The organism is Bacteroides thetaiotaomicron VPI-5482, assembly GCF_000011065.1.
GTDB classification, from domain to species: domain Bacteria; phylum Bacteroidota; class Bacteroidia; order Bacteroidales; family Bacteroidaceae; genus Bacteroides; species Bacteroides thetaiotaomicron.
Window position 1 is genome coordinate 4,231,277 of the sequence record NC_004663.1, and the last position, 17,217, is coordinate 4,248,493.

The 17,217-nt window shown below is 42.2% G+C and carries 10 protein-coding genes; 3 read left to right on the top strand and 7 right to left on the bottom strand.

Features of this window, described 5'->3' with window-relative positions; all coding sequences use genetic code 11:
- Nucleotides 1–21: 21 nt before the first annotated feature.
- Both BT_RS16715 and BT_RS16720 read right to left on the bottom strand, forming a co-directional pair.
- Nucleotides 22–2,499: a glycoside hydrolase family 3 C-terminal domain-containing protein gene (locus tag BT_RS16715; protein ID WP_011108750.1), complete on the bottom strand. Its 2,478-nt coding sequence runs from the start codon at nt 2,497–2,499 to the stop codon at nt 22–24.
- Nucleotides 2,500–2,610: 111 nt separating this feature from the next.
- Nucleotides 2,611–3,798, bottom strand: coding sequence for a glycoside hydrolase family 76 protein (locus BT_RS16720; protein ID WP_011108751.1), 1,188 nt, complete (start codon nt 3,796–3,798; stop codon nt 2,611–2,613).
- Between the two features lie 369 nt (nt 3,799–4,167).
- Here BT_RS16720 and BT_RS16725 point away from each other — a divergent pair, with 369 nt between their 5' ends.
- Nucleotides 4,168–8,268, top strand: a complete 4,101-nt coding sequence (locus tag BT_RS16725; protein ID WP_011108752.1) for a hybrid sensor histidine kinase/response regulator transcription factor — start codon at nt 4,168–4,170, stop codon at nt 8,266–8,268.
- A 486-nt stretch (nt 8,269–8,754) separates the two neighbouring features.
- On the opposite strand, the gene BT_RS16730 is transcribed toward BT_RS16725, so the two are convergent.
- The 5 genes from BT_RS16730 to BT_RS16750 all read right to left on the bottom strand — a co-directional run bounded on the left by BT_RS16730 (nt 8,755) and on the right by BT_RS16750 (nt 14,056).
- Entirely contained in the window at nt 8,755–10,698 is a 1,944-nt protein-coding gene (locus BT_RS16730) for a DEAD/DEAH box helicase (protein ID WP_011108753.1), read from the bottom strand.
- A 111-nt stretch (nt 10,699–10,809) separates the two neighbouring features.
- Nucleotides 10,810–11,880 carry a tyrosine-protein phosphatase gene (locus BT_RS16735; RefSeq protein ID WP_011108754.1) on the bottom strand — a complete coding sequence of 357 codons (1,071 nt, stop codon included), beginning with the start codon at nt 11,878–11,880 and terminating at the stop codon, nt 10,810–10,812.
- Between the two features lie 118 nt (nt 11,881–11,998).
- Nucleotides 11,999–12,925 carry a carbohydrate kinase family protein gene (locus BT_RS16740; protein ID WP_008762907.1) on the bottom strand — a complete coding sequence of 309 codons (927 nt, stop codon included), beginning with the start codon at nt 12,923–12,925 and terminating at the stop codon, nt 11,999–12,001.
- The gene (locus BT_RS16745; protein WP_008762908.1) at nt 12,913–13,518 is read right to left on the bottom strand and encodes an SIS domain-containing protein; all 606 of its coding nucleotides are present in this window, start codon (nt 13,516–13,518) and stop codon (nt 12,913–12,915) included. Before BT_RS16745 ends, BT_RS16740 begins: the two co-directional genes overlap by 13 nt.
- A 4-nt stretch (nt 13,519–13,522) precedes the next feature.
- Nucleotides 13,523–14,056: a TIGR00730 family Rossman fold protein gene (locus BT_RS16750; RefSeq protein ID WP_008762909.1), complete on the bottom strand. Its 534-nt coding sequence runs from the start codon at nt 14,054–14,056 to the stop codon at nt 13,523–13,525.
- 105 nt (nt 14,057–14,161) lie between these two features.
- Here BT_RS16750 and BT_RS16755 point away from each other — a divergent pair, with 105 nt between their 5' ends.
- Nucleotides 14,162–15,382, top strand: a complete 1,221-nt coding sequence (locus BT_RS16755; protein ID WP_011108756.1) for a M16 family metallopeptidase — start codon at nt 14,162–14,164, stop codon at nt 15,380–15,382.
- A 48-nt stretch (nt 15,383–15,430) separates the two neighbouring features.
- A complete protein-coding gene (locus BT_RS16760; protein WP_011108757.1) occupies nt 15,431–17,074 on the top strand; it encodes a DUF6377 domain-containing protein in 1,644 nt (547 codons plus the stop codon).
- Nucleotides 17,075–17,217 lie beyond the last annotated feature (143 nt).

Below are 17,217 nucleotides of genomic sequence, written 5' to 3' on the forward strand. Positions count from 1 at the left end.
GTTACTTATTGATTATGCAATCTATAGTGTATATTGAATATTTTTTTGTGCTTTAATATCTCTAGAGGAGAAGCCAAGCATTATATTGTAAATACCCGGATCAGTGACGAACTGAGTTCTGTTGACATCAAAATACATAAATGATTCTTTAGGTAATGTCATCTTGACAGTTGTGGATTCTCCGGCTTTCAGGAATATCTTTTCAAATTTTCTCAGTTCTTTTTGGGGACGTTCTACTGGGCTGTTTTCTGCTTTGCCCACATAGGCTTGTATGACTTGTGCACCATCTCTTTTTCCTGTGTTGGCAAGACGGCAGGTTACTTCTACTGTTCCATCAGCATTTGGCTTTGAGACTACTATATTAGATAGCTTAAAGGTGGTATAAGACAATCCGTAGCCAAAAGGATATTGTACTTCACGTTTCAATTTGTCATAGCCGCGATAGCCGATGAATATTCCTTCCGTATATGCTACATGTTTGTCTTTATCCGGGTCATGATAGCTGTTGTAAGCGGGGCTGTCTTCCCATTTCTTTTCAAAAGTCATAGGTAATTTTCCTGATGGGTTAACTTTACCGAATAAAGCTTCGCCGATAGCTGTTCCCGCTTCCTGACCTCCATAAAATCCCCAAATAAGCCCCTTCAAAGACGGTTCCCATTTTTGCATTTCAATATTACCTCCGGCATTTACAATACCGATAACAGGCTTTTTACATCCGGATAAGCTGGCCAGCATTTTTTTATCTACTTCGGGCAGTTCGAATGTGCGGTCGCTTGCTTCTCCTTCTGTATCGGAACTATGACCGAAGCAGGCAATCACTAAATCTGCTTTGTTCAGGTAATCGGCAAACTTATTCTGAGTCTCGTTCTTACGTTTCCATAAAAAGCAGATACCTGCTCCACCACCCTGCTGATAGTATTCTACACGTACATGATATTTTTCACCGGCTTTTAGTGTCTTGGTAACATTGGTCGTTCTGAAACCTCCGGGCGTCCAGTCATCAATAATCGGTTGGTCGTTGATAAACAATTTATAACCATCGTCGCCTCCTAATGTGAACTCATAGTCAGCGGTTTCGTCTACGCACATTGTACTGTACCATTTCACAGAGAAATAATCTTTGGGCATACCTTCCAATTCTGTGCCTGCAGCCCAAGAATAATTGATTTTTTTCTCAGTCTGTTTTACCACAGGGGCTCCTTCGAAGTGAATATTCTTGAAGTATTCGGCATGAAATCCCTTTTCGTTGAGATTGTCGTCTGTATACATGATGGACGGCATAAAGTCGAGTTCATCAATATATTCTACTTTTACATTATTCAGTTTACCTTCTTTTTGGATTCCGTCGAATAAATTGGTATAATGGAAAGGAACTACAGCGCCACTACCACCACCATGTACATATCCATGTGCATTTTTGCCGGTAACGATAATATGTTTGTATTTTTGGGGATTGATAGGAAGAATGTTGTTTTCATTCTTCAAAAGAACAAGTCCCTCTCTGGCAACATTTAATGCTGTTTCTACAGATTGAGGGTCATCCAGAGCGATACTTTTGTCAGCTTCCGTACCATCCTTGAATCCGAAAGCAATGAGTATGCGTAAGATGTGGCGTACTTTTTCGTCAACCATATCCATAGTCACATCTCCTGTTTTAAGATAGTAAGCCATATCTTTAGGATTCATCTTTTCTCCTCCTGCCATTTCCAGATCTAATCCGCTTCTTGCAGCTGGAACACAGTAATGAGTCGATCCCCAGTCAGACATCACTAATCCTTTGAAGCCCCATTGATTTCTGAGTACTTCTTTCAATAGCCACGGGTTTTCAGTGGTGTAGATGCCATTCATCAAGTTATAGCTTGTCATGATGGCTCCTACTTCTGCTTCCTGAATGGCAGCTTTATAAGCAGGGAAGTAAATCTCATTCAAGGTTCTTTCATCAATATCATTACTGATATTATTACGGTCATAGTCGGAGTTGTTGGCAACGAAGTGTTTGACTGTAGCCATGACACCTTGATCTTGTACACCTTTGATGTATCCTACACAGATACGGGATGTTAAATACGGATCTTCACCCATATATTCAAAGTTACGTCCACACATTGGGGCACGGTAGATATTGACCGCTGGACCTAATATGACATTGATGTTTCTTGCTCTGCAATCACGTCCCAAAGCTTTTCCGTATTGATAGGCAAGATTCTCGTTCCAAGTAGCTGCTAGTGTCACTGTAGCCGGGTATGCGGTAGACTTGCCTTTTGTGCCTATCCCTTGCGGTCCATCGGACATTCTCATGCGATGAATACCCAGGCGATCAATGCTTTTAGTGTACATCCAGTCAATGCCACCGATATATCCAAGTTTTTCTTCTACTGTCATTTGGCTCAGTAGCTCTTCAACTTTTAGATCAATCTCTGGTTTATACCATTTTTGAGCAGATGCACAAAAAAGGTTGGAGATTAACAGGAGTAAAAACGTAAGTCTTTTTTGTTTCATATTAATTTTCTTTTGAGTATTGGTTTTTGTGTAGCTATTATTTTGTGCTGTGTTGTGACGGAAGACCTTTATATTATATAGCCTTAATTATTTATTGTTTTAAATTTGTACTTATTGTATAGTTGCTAGTCGGCTATACATTTCGACCATGGCAGCTTGCGTTAGCAGCCACTTCTTCTCATTATTGTTATTGCCAGTTAGGTCTGTGCTGAATAAGCCGTTTTCATCACGGGCATTATCCCAAGCATATGATAGGCATTGATTGAAAGCGTCGATAAAAGTTTTGTTTTGGTCCAATTGGTAAAGTTCAATGAATCCTCTTAACATGACAGCAGTAAACCAGATATTTCCTTGTTTCAACATTTTAAGGCTTTCTCCTGTGTCAGTTGTAAAGTCTGTGAAGAAGTAATTATAGCATTCTTTGGCAATGCTCTGCGCATCTTTCAAGTAATCCGGATTTTTGGTCAGTTGATAGAGTAGGGCAGCCGATTGCATCATTTGTCCGCTGTTGTAGGCAAATTTGGCTTTTCCTATCTTACCGTCAAGACGGATATTGTCAAAATAGAGGTAGTCTGTAGAATCTTGCAGATTCTTTTGTGTCCATTTATATAATTCTTTTCCCCGTTTGAAATAGAGGCTGTCATTGGTTGCTTTAAATAGTTTGAGGGCGAATACAGAACCGGGAGCATTTGAACAAGTGTTTTTGGACTCTTTCTTTTGTTCACACCAATAGATGCCATCTCCTAGCAGACTATCAGTACCGCTTTCTATGAAATTCCATATGAGTTGAGCTTTATCCAAATATTTTTTTTCTTTGGTAATCTGATAGATATCGATGAAGTCAATGCCTACCCAGATATTATCGTCATAAAAGCGGTCGGAGGTCGGAGCAGTTCGGATATACGATGAGTAAGCAATAGGAGTTCTTTCTGTATCGAAGTATTCTTCCAAGCCGGGTAATACCTGTTTTTCTAATAATTGCTGGTATTTCTTGTCGTGGGTGGCTTCTAATAATGAGTTTACTGCGGAAAATGTACCTGAATATGGCCATAAATAGGAGAACTGATTAGGCATGTTTGTTTGGTTTTCCGATGCCAGATAAGTGACTTTATATTGTTCGTTGAAAGGATAGTTTTCACGAAGCAGATAAGAGTCCTTTGCTGAGTAATGTTGATAAAGGGAATCCAATGTCTGCTGGGCTTTTCCCAAACTTGAATCTGAGTCTGCCTGCTTTGTTGAGGCACAACCAGTCAAAGAGAGGGTGCAAACTATGATTAGTAAAATACACGGTGATTTCATTCTATATAATATTATATTCATTATTAACTAAAGATTTTCCTTCCAAAATACAGGTAGCTGAATATGCTACCTGTTTGTGGATTACCTATTTCAAACTACAATCCTTTTTATTTTGCTTTTTACCTTATTCCGTTGTCTGATGCTGCAAAGTTATTATGGTTAGTATAAGATGATGTACGGACCCATGACATAAATGTCTCTTCTCGATGAAATGTCGCAAAAATATATATATGTGTCGTAAAAGCGTACTCCTGTTATGTTAATTTTCAGATGATCAGAATGTTTTTTGTGCAGTTCTTGGACGTTTTCCCGATTTTCCATATCTTTCCGTCGATTTTTGTGTCTTGATTTAAAACAAGAGAATGCTATATGAAAAAACACAATGAATGGACGAAGAGAACTACTCTTTTAAGAAGAGTTCTGCTGATACTGGTTTCTTTTCTTTTGATAGGAGTAGACATAAATGCTTCGTATAGTCTCCGGCAATTTTCCAGTAAGAACGGATTATCCAATAGTGCTATTCTTTCGATGTGTCAGGATAGGCATGGCGTGATATGGATCGGTTCATGCGATGGGCTGAATATCTACGACGGCACTTATCTGGGATTGTACAAACCAACCAATGTGCACCATAGTTTCTCCGGTAATCTCATCGAACGGATTATCGAGGCGGACAACGATGTGCTTTGGATACAGACTAATTATGGGCTCGACCGCTTTGATACACGCAGACAGACCATACAAAGCTTCAAAGACTTTAAATACATAAACCGTATGGCGATAAGTCCCGAAGATGATTTCTTTATTATTAAGGATGATGGCTACATTTATTATTATCAGCCGGAGCAGAAGGACTTCTGTAAACTTGATGTGAAAAAGATACATTTTGAGGAAGTACAACAAATGGCTATTGATAACTTTGGAGTACTTTGGATATTCTCTTCGGATAATGATAACCGGAGTTATATAATAGAGAAAAACGGAAATCAAGTGAAGCTGGTTCCCAGTAATTGCCTGAATCATTCGGAAAAGTTGTTGTGGACGTTTGTAGATGGCGATTTTCTCTATTTCATAGACAGTACTTATGCACTTTATGAATACGATCTGAATAATCATAAAGCGTATTTTATAGCAGATATGGAGGCAGAGATACTTCGTCGGGGTGAGGTTTCTTCCATTATAAAACAGAAAACTGATTATTTTATCGGCTTTAAGAGTAGTGGATTAATCCAATTAAAGTATATGCCGGATTCAAAGGTAAAATATAGCCTCCAGTCCATAAATGTTCAGTCCGGTATCTTTTGTCTTATGAAAGACCGGTTTCAGGATATAATCTGGGTGGGCGCTGACGGTCAAGGGCTTTATATGTATTTTACAGATGAATTTTCTATTGACAACATCATGTTGGATGTACCGGAGTATCGGGTAGATAATCCGGTTCGTGCTCTATATCAGGATCAGGATCAGACATTGTGGATAGGTACGAAGGGAGGGGGAATATTAAAGATGTTTGATTTCCATCCTGATATGGAAACTTTGCCTCGGGCAGAAAGGATCCTGGCAAGTAATAGTCCGTTGATGGACAACTCGGTGTATAGTTTTGCTCCCAGCCGGAGGAAACTCTTATGGATTGGAACGGAGAGCGGACTTAATTACTACTCCTATTCACAAAAGCGGATACAGGAATTTCCGGTCATGGCAGATGGCAAGATGGTGAAGTATGTACATTCTGTCCGTGAGACAAATGATAGTACGTTGTGGGTGGTTTCTGCCGGTGAAGGTATTGTGAAAATCATTCTGGATGCTACTTCACTTTTACCTAAAGTGAAGTCTGCCCGTCGCTTTACACTGGATGGCGGAAAGAGAAACTCCAATTATTTCTTTGTCTCTTTTCAGGAGAATGATTCGGTTATTTGGTTTGGTAACCGTGGATATGGTGCGTATAAAATGAATACGCATACCAATCAACTAACTCCCTGCCGCATTGACGATGTAGTGAAGAATCAGACTGTAAATGATATTTTTGCTATTCATAAGAATGACGAAGGATACTGGTTTGGTACGAGTTTCGGATTGACCCGGCTTTATCAGGGCGAATATAGGGTATATAACGAGACTGACGGCTTTCCCAACAATACGATTCACGGCATATTGGAAGGAAGGGACAATAACTTGTGGCTTAGCACCAATCAAGGGTTGGTGAGGTTTAATGTCCGCGAAAACACAGTTCAGACGTATCGGCAGCAGGGCGACCTGGAAGTGATTGAGTTTAGTGACGGTGCTTTCTTCAAGGATCAGCAGACGGGGACATTATTTTTTGGTGGTACGAACGGATTCATTACGATTAGCGAGAATGATCAACTTTCGGAAGAATACATGCCTCCTTTGCATTTCAACCGCCTCTCTATTTTTGGTAAAGAGTGCAATATTTATGATTTTCTGCAAGGCGCTACGAAGCAAGAAACTTTGGTGCTGGACTATAGTCAGAACTTCTTTAACCTTTCATTTATTGCTGTCGATTACATTAACGGGAACAATTATACTTACTCTTATAAGATAGACGGTTTGAGCGATAGTTGGATTGAGAACGGATTGTCTACGGTGGCGGTTTTCTCTAATCTATCTCCTGGAGAATACACCTTGCTAGTGAAGTACCGAAGTAATATAACAGGGAAAGAGAGTGAACCTTATTCATTATTGATCCGTATCACTCCTCCCTGGTATATGACTACTTGTGCTTATATTGTCTATTTCTTATTATTAGCCGGGGTAATTGCAGGAGCTATCCGGATGGTGATAAAACGTTATCGCAGAAAGCGGAATGTTATGATCGAGGAAATGAACCGCCAGCAGCGCGAAGAACTGTATGAATCGAAATTGCGTTTCTTTACTAACATTACCCATGAATTTTGTACTCCGTTGACATTGATCAACGGTCCGTGTGAAAAAATCCTTTCTTATAGCCGGGTAGACAGTTATGTCCGGAAGTATGCTTCCATGATTCAGCAGAATGCGTTGAAACTGAATGCGCTGATATTGGAACTGATTGAGTTCCGCCGACTGGAGACGGGGAACAAGATTTTGAAGATAAAACATGTTCCTGTCACAGAACAGATACGGACTATTGCCGAATCATTCGGAGAGCTGGCGGAAAGCCGGAAACTGAACTATCGATTGCAGATAGAAGATGGAGTTTTTTGGAATACGGATGTCAGCTGTCTGAGTAAAATTGTAAATAACCTGATTTCTAACGCTTTCAAATATACTCCGGAGAATGGTTCCATTACGGTAGAGCTGCGTATTGAAGGAGAACAACTTTGCATTCGGGTATCTAATACGGGAAAAGGAATCAAGGAGGCTGATCTCACGAAAATATTCGACCGTTATAAGATTCTGGATAATTTCGAAGTGCAGAACAAGAATGGGATTTCTCCGCGAAATGGATTGGGACTGGCCATTTGTCACAGTATGGTAAATCTGTTGAATGGACAGATTCAGGTATCCAGTATTCCTAATGAGGTGACTACTTTTGATGTATGGCTGCCTGTTATGGAGGTTACGGTGGATAATGAAGATGAAAAAGTAGCTGAAGAATTGGTTTTGTCATCAGATGAGCAAGCAGTCGAACTCAAGAATTCGTCGGTTGAATTTGATAAGAACAAGCAGACGATTATGATTATTGACGATGACCCTTCTATGTTATGGTTTGTTACGGAGATATTTGTCGGGGCATACAATGTTGTCTCTTTAGGCAGCGCAGAGGAAGCCTTGAAGCAGTTGGGCATCCAGTTACCGGATTTGATTATTTCGGATGTAATGATGCCCGGTATGGATGGAATGTCGTTTGCCAAAAAGATAAAGTCGGATAAACTGTTGAGCCGTATCCCGTTAATACTGCTTTCGGCACTGAATAATATTGACGAGCAGACGAGGGGAATTGAATCCGGCGCGGAAGCATATATCACGAAACCTTTCAATGTGGAATATCTCGAGAAAGTCGTTAGAAGGCTGTTACAGCGCGAAGAGGACCTGAAAGAGTATTATAGCTCTGTTCTAAGTGCTTTTGAACTGGATGATGGTCATTTTCTGCATAAAGAGGATAAATCCTTCTTCGAGAAGATGATGCAGATTATTGATAGTCATATACAGAATACGGATTTATCAGTGGAATTGTTGAGTAGTTCATTAGGATACAGTACCCGGCAGTTCTATCGGAAGCTGAAAAATGTCACGGAGAAGACTCCTGCCGACATCATCAGAGAGTATCGCCTGACGATTGTAGAACGCTTGTTGCTGACAACGCAACTTTCCATTGAAGAGATTATGGATAAAACCGGATTCTCGAACAGGGGGACTTTCTATAAAGCATTTGCCCAGAAGTTCGAGATGACGCCCAAGCAGTACAGGAATATCAAGACGAAGGATGTTCATGAGGCTTCTGAGGAAGGAGGAGGAACTATGAACGTATAAAACTCCTGAAGGCTTGACAAACGGCTTTTAATGTTGTATATTTGTATCCTTACAATAAATGAATTAAAACTTAGACCAATGAGAATATCTTACCTTATACTGCATTTGTTGTGCTGATATAGTATAATATGACAACATTTTATCCGATAATGCCTTGCTTCGGAAGGCTTTTCGGTAGCTTGTATATAAGAAACAGGCTGCAAACTTTTGAGAGGTTTGCAGCCTGTTTTGTTATATAAATTCGGATAAATGCTATCGAAAAGCCATGTAATCGTTTCTAATAAACTTGGATACCGTTTCTAATAAACGATCAAGAAGTTTATTAAAAACTGAAATATAGATTAGGCATAACAGGTCAGTATTTTTCAGCAGAGTCGGATAGAGAATAAATATGTTACGTCAATATCGGTTATGAATAGGTAAACTATATCAACGCCTTAAATCTTCTTCTTTTCCAACATCACCTTATAATGGCTGTTTTGCCTGTTACTTCTTTTTCGGCTTTCTGCGTGCCCATCCTTCCTCGCTGAAGTCAGGCTCTTTATCTTTAAAGAACTGTTGCCAGTCGTCTGTCTTTTTAGGACCACGTGCTCCGTAACCCCGTTCTTCGCGGCTGGGCTTGTCGCTTCTTTTTTTCTTGTCGGTCTTGTCACTGCCTTTAGTCGCTCTGTCAGCTCGCGGTGCTCTGTCCGATCTTTCGGAACGTGAGTTGCGGCTACTGTCACTACGCTTTTCGGAGGAACTTCCGAAAGGACGTTTTCCTCCTCTGCGTTCGGCAGAACCACTGCCTCTCCGACCTTCTCCTGCTTCCTCACCGGCAACTTCTACAGATACTTTGCGGCCGTTCCAGTTAGCGCGGTTCAACGCCTTCACTACGTTTTGTGCTTCTTTCTCTTCTACTTCGAAGAAGGAGAAATTTTTCATCAAGTCAATGCGTCCCAACTCGATTCGTCCACGTGTATTGCTGTTCAGCAAGCTGATCAGTTCGCTTGGGAAGAAACTGTCCATTTTTCCCAGATTGATGAATAAGCGGGTGAAACCCGGCGCTGCCTTGCGGCTGCCTCTTTCACGGCTGTCACGTGTGTTACGTTCGCGGCTGTCGGTCGGAGTCTCGATCTCTTCACGGTCGCGGTAGTAGTCCAGAAAACGATTGAACTCATGCGATACCATGCGTTTGATCAGATCCTCTTTGCTCAGCCATTCCAGCTTACGATAAATCTCCGGCATGAAGTCCGTGATTTCTTCTTCGTTTACCTTCACCTTTTCCAGTTCATCAATCACTTTGATAAGCTGTTTTTCGCAGATCTGCTTGCCTGTCGGCATTTCTCCGGCAATAAACTTCTTGCCGATGATGCGCTCTATCTCACGCAGCTTTCCTTTTTCGCGCAGGTTGATGATAGCGATGGAAGTACCTGTCTTTCCGGCACGTCCGGTACGTCCGCTACGATGTGTGTAGCTTTCCGTATCATCGGGCAGGCCGTAGTTGATCACGTGTGTCAGGTCGTCTACGTCCAGTCCGCGTGCGGCAACGTCCGTAGCAACCAGTAATTGCAGGTTGCGGATGCGGAATTTCTGCATCACGGCATCGCGCTGAGCCTGTGACAGTTCTCCGTGCAGTGAATCTGCGTTATAGCCTTCCTGCATCAATTTATCGGCTATTTCCTGCGTTTCTTTACGGGTACGGCAGAAAATGATACCATATATTTGCGGGTAATAGTCAACAATGCGTTTCAGGGCTGCATATTTGTCTTTGGCTTGTACGGTATAAGCTACGTGTTTCACATTGCTTGTACTTTCGTTCTTGCGTCCGATGGTAATCTCCTTGGCATTCTGCAAGTAGTTCTTGGAGATGCGGGCGATTTCGGGGCTCATGGTTGCCGAGAAGAGCAAGGTGTTCCGTTCTTTGGGGACATCGGCAAGGATAGCGTTGATGCTGTCGGTGAATCCCATATTCAGCATTTCGTCCGCTTCGTCCATCACTATGTTGTGAACGGTCGATAAAGATACGGTTTTGCGCTCCATCAGGTCGAGCAGTCGTCCCGGTGTGGCCACGATGATATGTACGCCGCGTTTCAGGCTGCGTATCTGGCTGTCGATGGAAGAACCGCCGTAAACTGGCAGTACTTTCAGTCCGTCAATGTATTTTGAGTAATCGTTCAGATCGCCCGCTATCTGGAGGCATAGCTCACGGGTGGGGCAAAGTATTAGTGACTGGGGAACCCTGTTCTTTACGTCAATCTGTTGGAGCAGAGGCAGGCCGAATGCGGCTGTTTTACCTGTTCCAGTTTGTGCAAGAGCTACTACATCATTATTTTCTCCTAAAAGGTACGGAATCACTTCCTCTTGTACCGGCATGGGATTCTCATATCCCATCTCTTCAATTGCTTTACGTATCTCCGGAGAAACGCCAAGCTCTTCAAATGTCTTCATTAAATCTCTGTATATCTTTTATTTCGGGCGCAAAGATAGAGAAAAATAATGAATAATGAATAATGGATAATGGATAATTATTGCTGCCTGCATAGCATTCTCCATTTTCCATTAACCATTATCTATTAATAAAATGCTGCGCAACCGTTCGATTTCTTCTGCCGAGAGTCCTATTCCTTTTTTCAGATATGCCTGTACGCTGCCGTATTCCGCATCAATCTGTTCTTTGGCTGCATTCAGGAAGTCTTCCTTGGCAGAGTAGATTGTAGTGATGGCTTCCTGCGAGTTGATAGGGAGTTTATACGCGTATCTGGAGGCTTTGGGGATGTTGAAATAGTCATTACTCAGGCGATAGTCTTTCATGATGGCTTCTTCATTGACTCCCAAAGCGGCAAGTACCAGTGCTGAAACAATGCCCGTACGTCCTTTGCCTGAAGTACAGTGGATGACGACGGGGTAATTGTTGCGGTCGAGCAGGAGTGTGAACAGTTCTTTGTATTCCTTGCGGTAGTTGGTGACCAGTTGACGGTTCATCCGCTCTACTAAACGATAGATCGTATCCGTTTCTATTTTCTTATCACGTATGTCTTGCAGGATGTGTTCCATGTTTCCTGTTGCAATGGGGAGGTGCAGGACGTTAAAGTCTTCATCATGAAGCTGTGGATAGTTATGGCGTTCTTCTTCCGAACGCAAATCGATGATAGTCCTTATGCCCATGTTTTTCAATTCCCGGCGGGAGCAGAATGGAATGCTGTCAATCTGTGCGGAACGGTACAGCATTCCCCAGCGGGTATCTTTGCCTGTTTCTGCAGACTTGTATCCTCCCAGGTCACGGAAGTTCTGAATGCCGGGAATATTGACGTTACGGGCAGCTACCCTCACCCGGTATCTGTTGTTGAATACCATCAGGTAGTAATAGCGCTGAGACGGATCATTGGTCACGATGGTCTTTTTCCCTTTCGCAATGTTGATGGTGACTACGGGATTTTCTTCGGGAATGAAGTCGGGAGAAGTGGAAGCATATACTTTTACCTGTCCTTTCAGTATAGGTGCTGTTTCCCATTTGATAATGGCGTTTCCTACATTGTTCTCTTCACACACTACGGATATAGTGGGCGAAGTGCCGGAACATGACGGAAATACCAGTAGGATGGTCAGCCAGTTTAACAGGTTTCTGTACATAGTTTCTTTGTCTGATGAATCATGTACTGCAAAGATAGGAATTACCGTTAGATGTGGTAATTCCTTTGCGATTATTAGCCAAAGTTAATAGTAATTTAGGGGATGGTTGTATCCGTAATTACTTCGATGCGTACTGTCCGGCAAACTCCACCGATACTGAATTACTGAAACTACGGCATACTTCGGCGGCAAAGTCTTTCCCGCACTGAACTACTTTGTCCCAGACTTCTTCATTCAGATTATTAAGGTCACGGTATCGTACATCATATTTAAGCAATCCGTAGATCAATCCCGCATTGAAATTATCTCCGGCACCGATGGTGCTGACTGCTTCCAGCGGTTCTATCGGATATTCTTTGCTGACCAGATTGGTGCGAAGTGATACTTTGTCCCCACCGGCCGTGCATATAAACCGCGGGCAGTAGAATTTAATCTTGTCTTTATATATCTTGTCCACGTCTTGCAAGCCATACATATAGAAGAAATCTTCCAGCGATCCCCGTACAATATCGGCGTACTCCAGATTCTCGATAATCGTAGGAGCCAGTTTCATTGCTTCGTTCTTATGTGAAGAGCGGAAGTTCGGGTCGTAGTAGATGATTGCTTTCTTCTCGCGTGCCTGGTCCAGCAGTTCCAGAATCTTCTCCCTGAGTACCGGGTTCAGCGCATAGTAAGAGCCTACCATGACGATATCGTCTTCCTCTAACTTAGGATAAAGCACATCCAGACGTTGCTTGGGATAATCCTTATAGAAGATATATTCAGCATCGCTCTGTTCATTGAGGAATGCCAGTGATACAGGTGATTTACCATCCGGGAAGACATTTACGTGATCCGTCGGAATATTATTTTCACGCATGAATTGCAGAATGATATTTCCTACCCGGTCATTACCTGTTTCACTGATAAAACCTACCTTGATCCCCATTCGTCCGAGGGATACGATGCCGTTGAATACAGAGCCTCCCGGTACGGCTGCGGAAGGCTGGTTTCCCCGAAAGATGATATCGAGGATTGTTTCTCCGATACCGATTACTTTTCGCATAGCGATCTTGATTTTTCGCCCAAATAACCACCGTGATGGCGTTTTGAGTATTCTTCGATAGTGAATCCTGTCTTCTTCATTGTCTGTACTACCAGTATGTCACCGATGACGGTCATGGCGGTAGTCGATGTAGTAGGAGTCATGCCTAACGTACAAACTTCGGCAGGTTTACCGGTGCTCAGACAGACGTTTGATTCGTTGGCCAGCGGGCTGTCGGGATTTCCGGTGATAACGATAAACTTCAGTTCCGGGTCCAGATTATGTGCCAGTCGGGTCAGTTCCACGATTTCGCGTGTTTTGCCGGAGTTGGAGATAAGCAGGAGCAAATCGTTTTTTTGTAAGATGCCGAGGTCGCCGTGCTGCGCTTCACTGGGGTGCAGGAAGACCGATGGAATGCCGGTGGAGCAGAAGGTTGTGGCGATGTTCATGGCAATCTGTCCGGCTTTTCCCATGCCGGAAGTTACTAATTTCCCTTTTTTCTGATGTATCTGTTCTACAATCAGTTGTACTGCTTTCTCGTAAGCGTCTGTTACAGGGATATTGAGCACTGCTTGTGCCTCTTGTTGCAAGAGTTGTTTGATGGAGTCTATCATATAATCAGTTTATTTTTTCTTTTAATTCATCCAGATTGTTTGCTGTTTCATAATAGGTAGAGAAAGATTGTCGGGCGAAGCCCTTATCCTCTAACGTCTTAAGTGCAGCCAGAAGTTCATTATAAAAACCGTATTCGTTATAGAAGATCACCTTTTTCTGATGATATCCGATAGAGGCGGCGGCTATGACGTGGAAAATCTCGTCGAGTGTACCTACACCACCAGGCAATGCGACCAATATCTCCGACTTCTCTGTTATCACATCTTTCCGGTCGCTCAGGTTACGGGTATGAATCACCTCGTCCAGTAATGTGCTCACACTACCTTTTTCTTCCAGTTTGGCAGGAACTACTCCGATGACCGTACCGCCATTCTCTTTCACGGCGCGGGCTACGCATTCCATCAGTCCGAGATTGGCTCCTCCATAAATCAACGTTTTGCCTGCTTTTCCCATCCATTCTCCGATTTGACGGGCACTGTCAAAGTACATTTTGTCAATGTTTTCCGAGGCAGAACAGAATATTCCTATCTTTTTCATACACGTTGTTGCTAATATAGTCTACAAATATCTGCAATTTTCTATAAACGACAATAAGTTTTATTGTATTTTTGCGGCATTAATTCAATAAGGAAGTAGAAAACAATGCATTACAACGAATATACATTGCCGAATGGCCTGCGCATAATTCATGAACCGACTCTCTCGAAAGTAGCTTATTGTGGTTTTGCCATCGATGCCGGAACGCGCGATGAGGCTGAGGATGAGCAGGGGATGGCTCATTTCGTGGAACATCTTATTTTTAAAGGGACGGAGAAGCGGAAAGCGTGGCATATCCTTAACCGCATGGAGAATGTGGGCGGCGATCTGAATGCCTATACGAATAAAGAGGAGACGGTTGTCTATGCCGCCTTCCTGACCGGGCATCTGGAACGTGCCCTCGAATTGCTCGGAGATATTGTATTCCATTCTACTTTCCCGCAGCATGAAATAGAAAAGGAGACGGAAGTGATCATTGACGAAATCCAGTCTTATGAGGATAATCCTTCGGAGTTGATCTTCGATGATTTTGAAGATATGATTTTCCGTAACCATCCGTTGGGAAGGAACATTCTCGGTAAGCCGGAACTGCTGCGGAGTTTCCGTACGGAGGATGTTCTCTCGTTTACCCGTCGCTTTTATCAACCGGGGAATATGGTATTCTTTGTTCAGGGACAATATGATTTCAAGAAGATTATCCGTCTGGCGGAAAAGCATTTGTCCGATATCCCGGCAGTGACGGTGGATAATCAGCGTATGCCTCCTCCTCTTTATGTGCCCGAACGGTTGGTAGTGCCTAAAGATACTCATCAGGCGCATGTAATGATTGGTAGCCGGGGATACAATGCGTATGATGATAAGCGTACGGCACTTTATCTGCTGAATAATGTGCTTGGCGGTCCGGGCATGAACAGTAAGCTGAATGTATCGCTTCGCGAGCGGAGGGGATTGGTGTATAATGTAGAGTCCAATCTGACTTCTTATACCGATACAGGAGCTTTCTGTATCTATTTCGGTACAGATATCGAAGATATGGATATCTGTCTGAAACTGACCTATAAAGAACTGAAGCGAATGCGGGATGTGAAGATGACATCTTCTCAGCTGGCGGCAGCGAAGAAGCAACTGATAGGCCAGATCGGCGTGGCATCTGATAATTTCGAGAATAATGCGCTAGGTATGGCGAAAACATATCTGCACTATCATAAGTATGAATCGTCAGAATCAGTGTTCCATCGTATTGAGGCGTTGACGGCAGAACAACTGCTGGAGGTTGCCAATGAGATGTTTGCGGAGGAATATTTGTCGACGCTGATTTATAAGTGATACCTTGAGTGAAGAATGTCATATTTCCTACAAAACTTTAATACTCTAATGAAAAATAAATGTTTGCTGTTGTTGCTGTTTGCTTCTTTTCCGATTTTCTCATGGGCTGATGAAACTCTTGATTCACTATTGCATGTCCTTGATCAGGCAATCTTGGCACATGACACTTATGTGGTACAGCGCGAATCGCGGATACGGCATCTGAAAGAGCTTGCCGGAGACGTGGCTCCTAATTCCATAGAACGCTATAATCTGAATAATCAGATCTATAAGGAATATAAAGCCTTTATTTGCGATTCCGCTATTTACTATTTAAATGAGAATGTTCGTATCGCGGGTAATCTGGGAGATACTGACCGGGAAATAGAAAGTAAGCTGCAACTTTCTCTTTTGCTTTCTTCTACGGGTATGTATACCGAATCAATTGATGTCCTGAAGTCAGTAGACCGACAGAAGGTAACTTCACATCTGATACTTGATTATTATACATGTTTCGATCATGTGTATGGTGAGATGGGATTTTATACACAAGATCAGACGTTATCTGCTTATTATCGGGAAATATCGTCAGCATATAAAGATTCATTATATGCGATATTATCTCCTCAATCGGAAGAATTTATGGTCATGCGCGAAACGTTGTTTCGTGACCGGCACAAGTATGATGAGGCCTTGGAGATAAACGACCGTCGTCTGATGGCAGCAGAGCCCGATACGCCTCAATATGCACTTGTAACTTACCATCGCTCACTTATTTATAAATATCTTGGAGATAAAATAAGAGAGAAACAGAATCTTTGCCTTTCTGCTATCTCTGATATTCGTTCTGCTATTAAAGATCATGCTTCTTTGTGGATGTTGGCTCAGTTGCTCTATGAGAATGGCGATATGGAGAGAGCTTACCAATATATGCGTTTCTCGTGGAATGCTACCAAATTCTATAATGCTCGTCTTCGAAGTTGGCAGAGTGCCGATGTGCTTTCTTTGATTGATAAAACTTATCAGGCGATGATTGAGAAACAGAACGACCGCCTTCAGCAGTATTTAGTGCTGATTACGGCATTGCTGGTGCTGCTGATTGGTGCGTTGGGCTATATATACCGGCAGATGAAGAAATTGGCTGTTGCAAGGAATCATCTGCAGACAGCCAATCATCAATTGAATCAATTGAATGAAGAATTACAGCAAATGAATGCCTGTTTGACATCTACCAATGCAGAACTGTCTGAATCTAACCAGATTAAGGAAGAATATATTGCCCGTTTTATTAAACTCTGCTCTACTTATATCAATCGGCTCGATGCATATCGTCGTATGGTAAATAAGAAAGTATCTGCTGGTCAGATAGCAGAATTACTTAAAATCACCCGCTCACAGGATGCCCTTGATGAGGAATTGGAAGAACTATATGCCAACTTTGATACTGCTTTCCTGCATTTATTTCCCGATTTTGTGAAGAAGTTCAATGCATTGTTGCAAGACAATGAACAAATCATTCTGAAGAAAGATGAATTATTGAATACCGAACTGAGAATTTTTGCATTAATACGTCTTGGTATTGAAGATAGTTCACAAATAGCAGAGTTTCTCCGTTATTCGGTGAATACAATTTATAATTATCGGGCGAAAGTAAAAAACAAAGCTCGTGGTTCCAGAGAAGATTTCGAAGATTTAGTTCGGAAAATACGTTGATCGATGTTGTAACCTATCCACTTTTTAGGCCTCTTTGGTTGATATTAACTTGCTGTTTATTAGTGGTTTGTATGTTTGTATAATCCACTTATTATACCCTCATTGTCAAATCACTTCAGTTTCTTTATACTTTTGACCTGTGC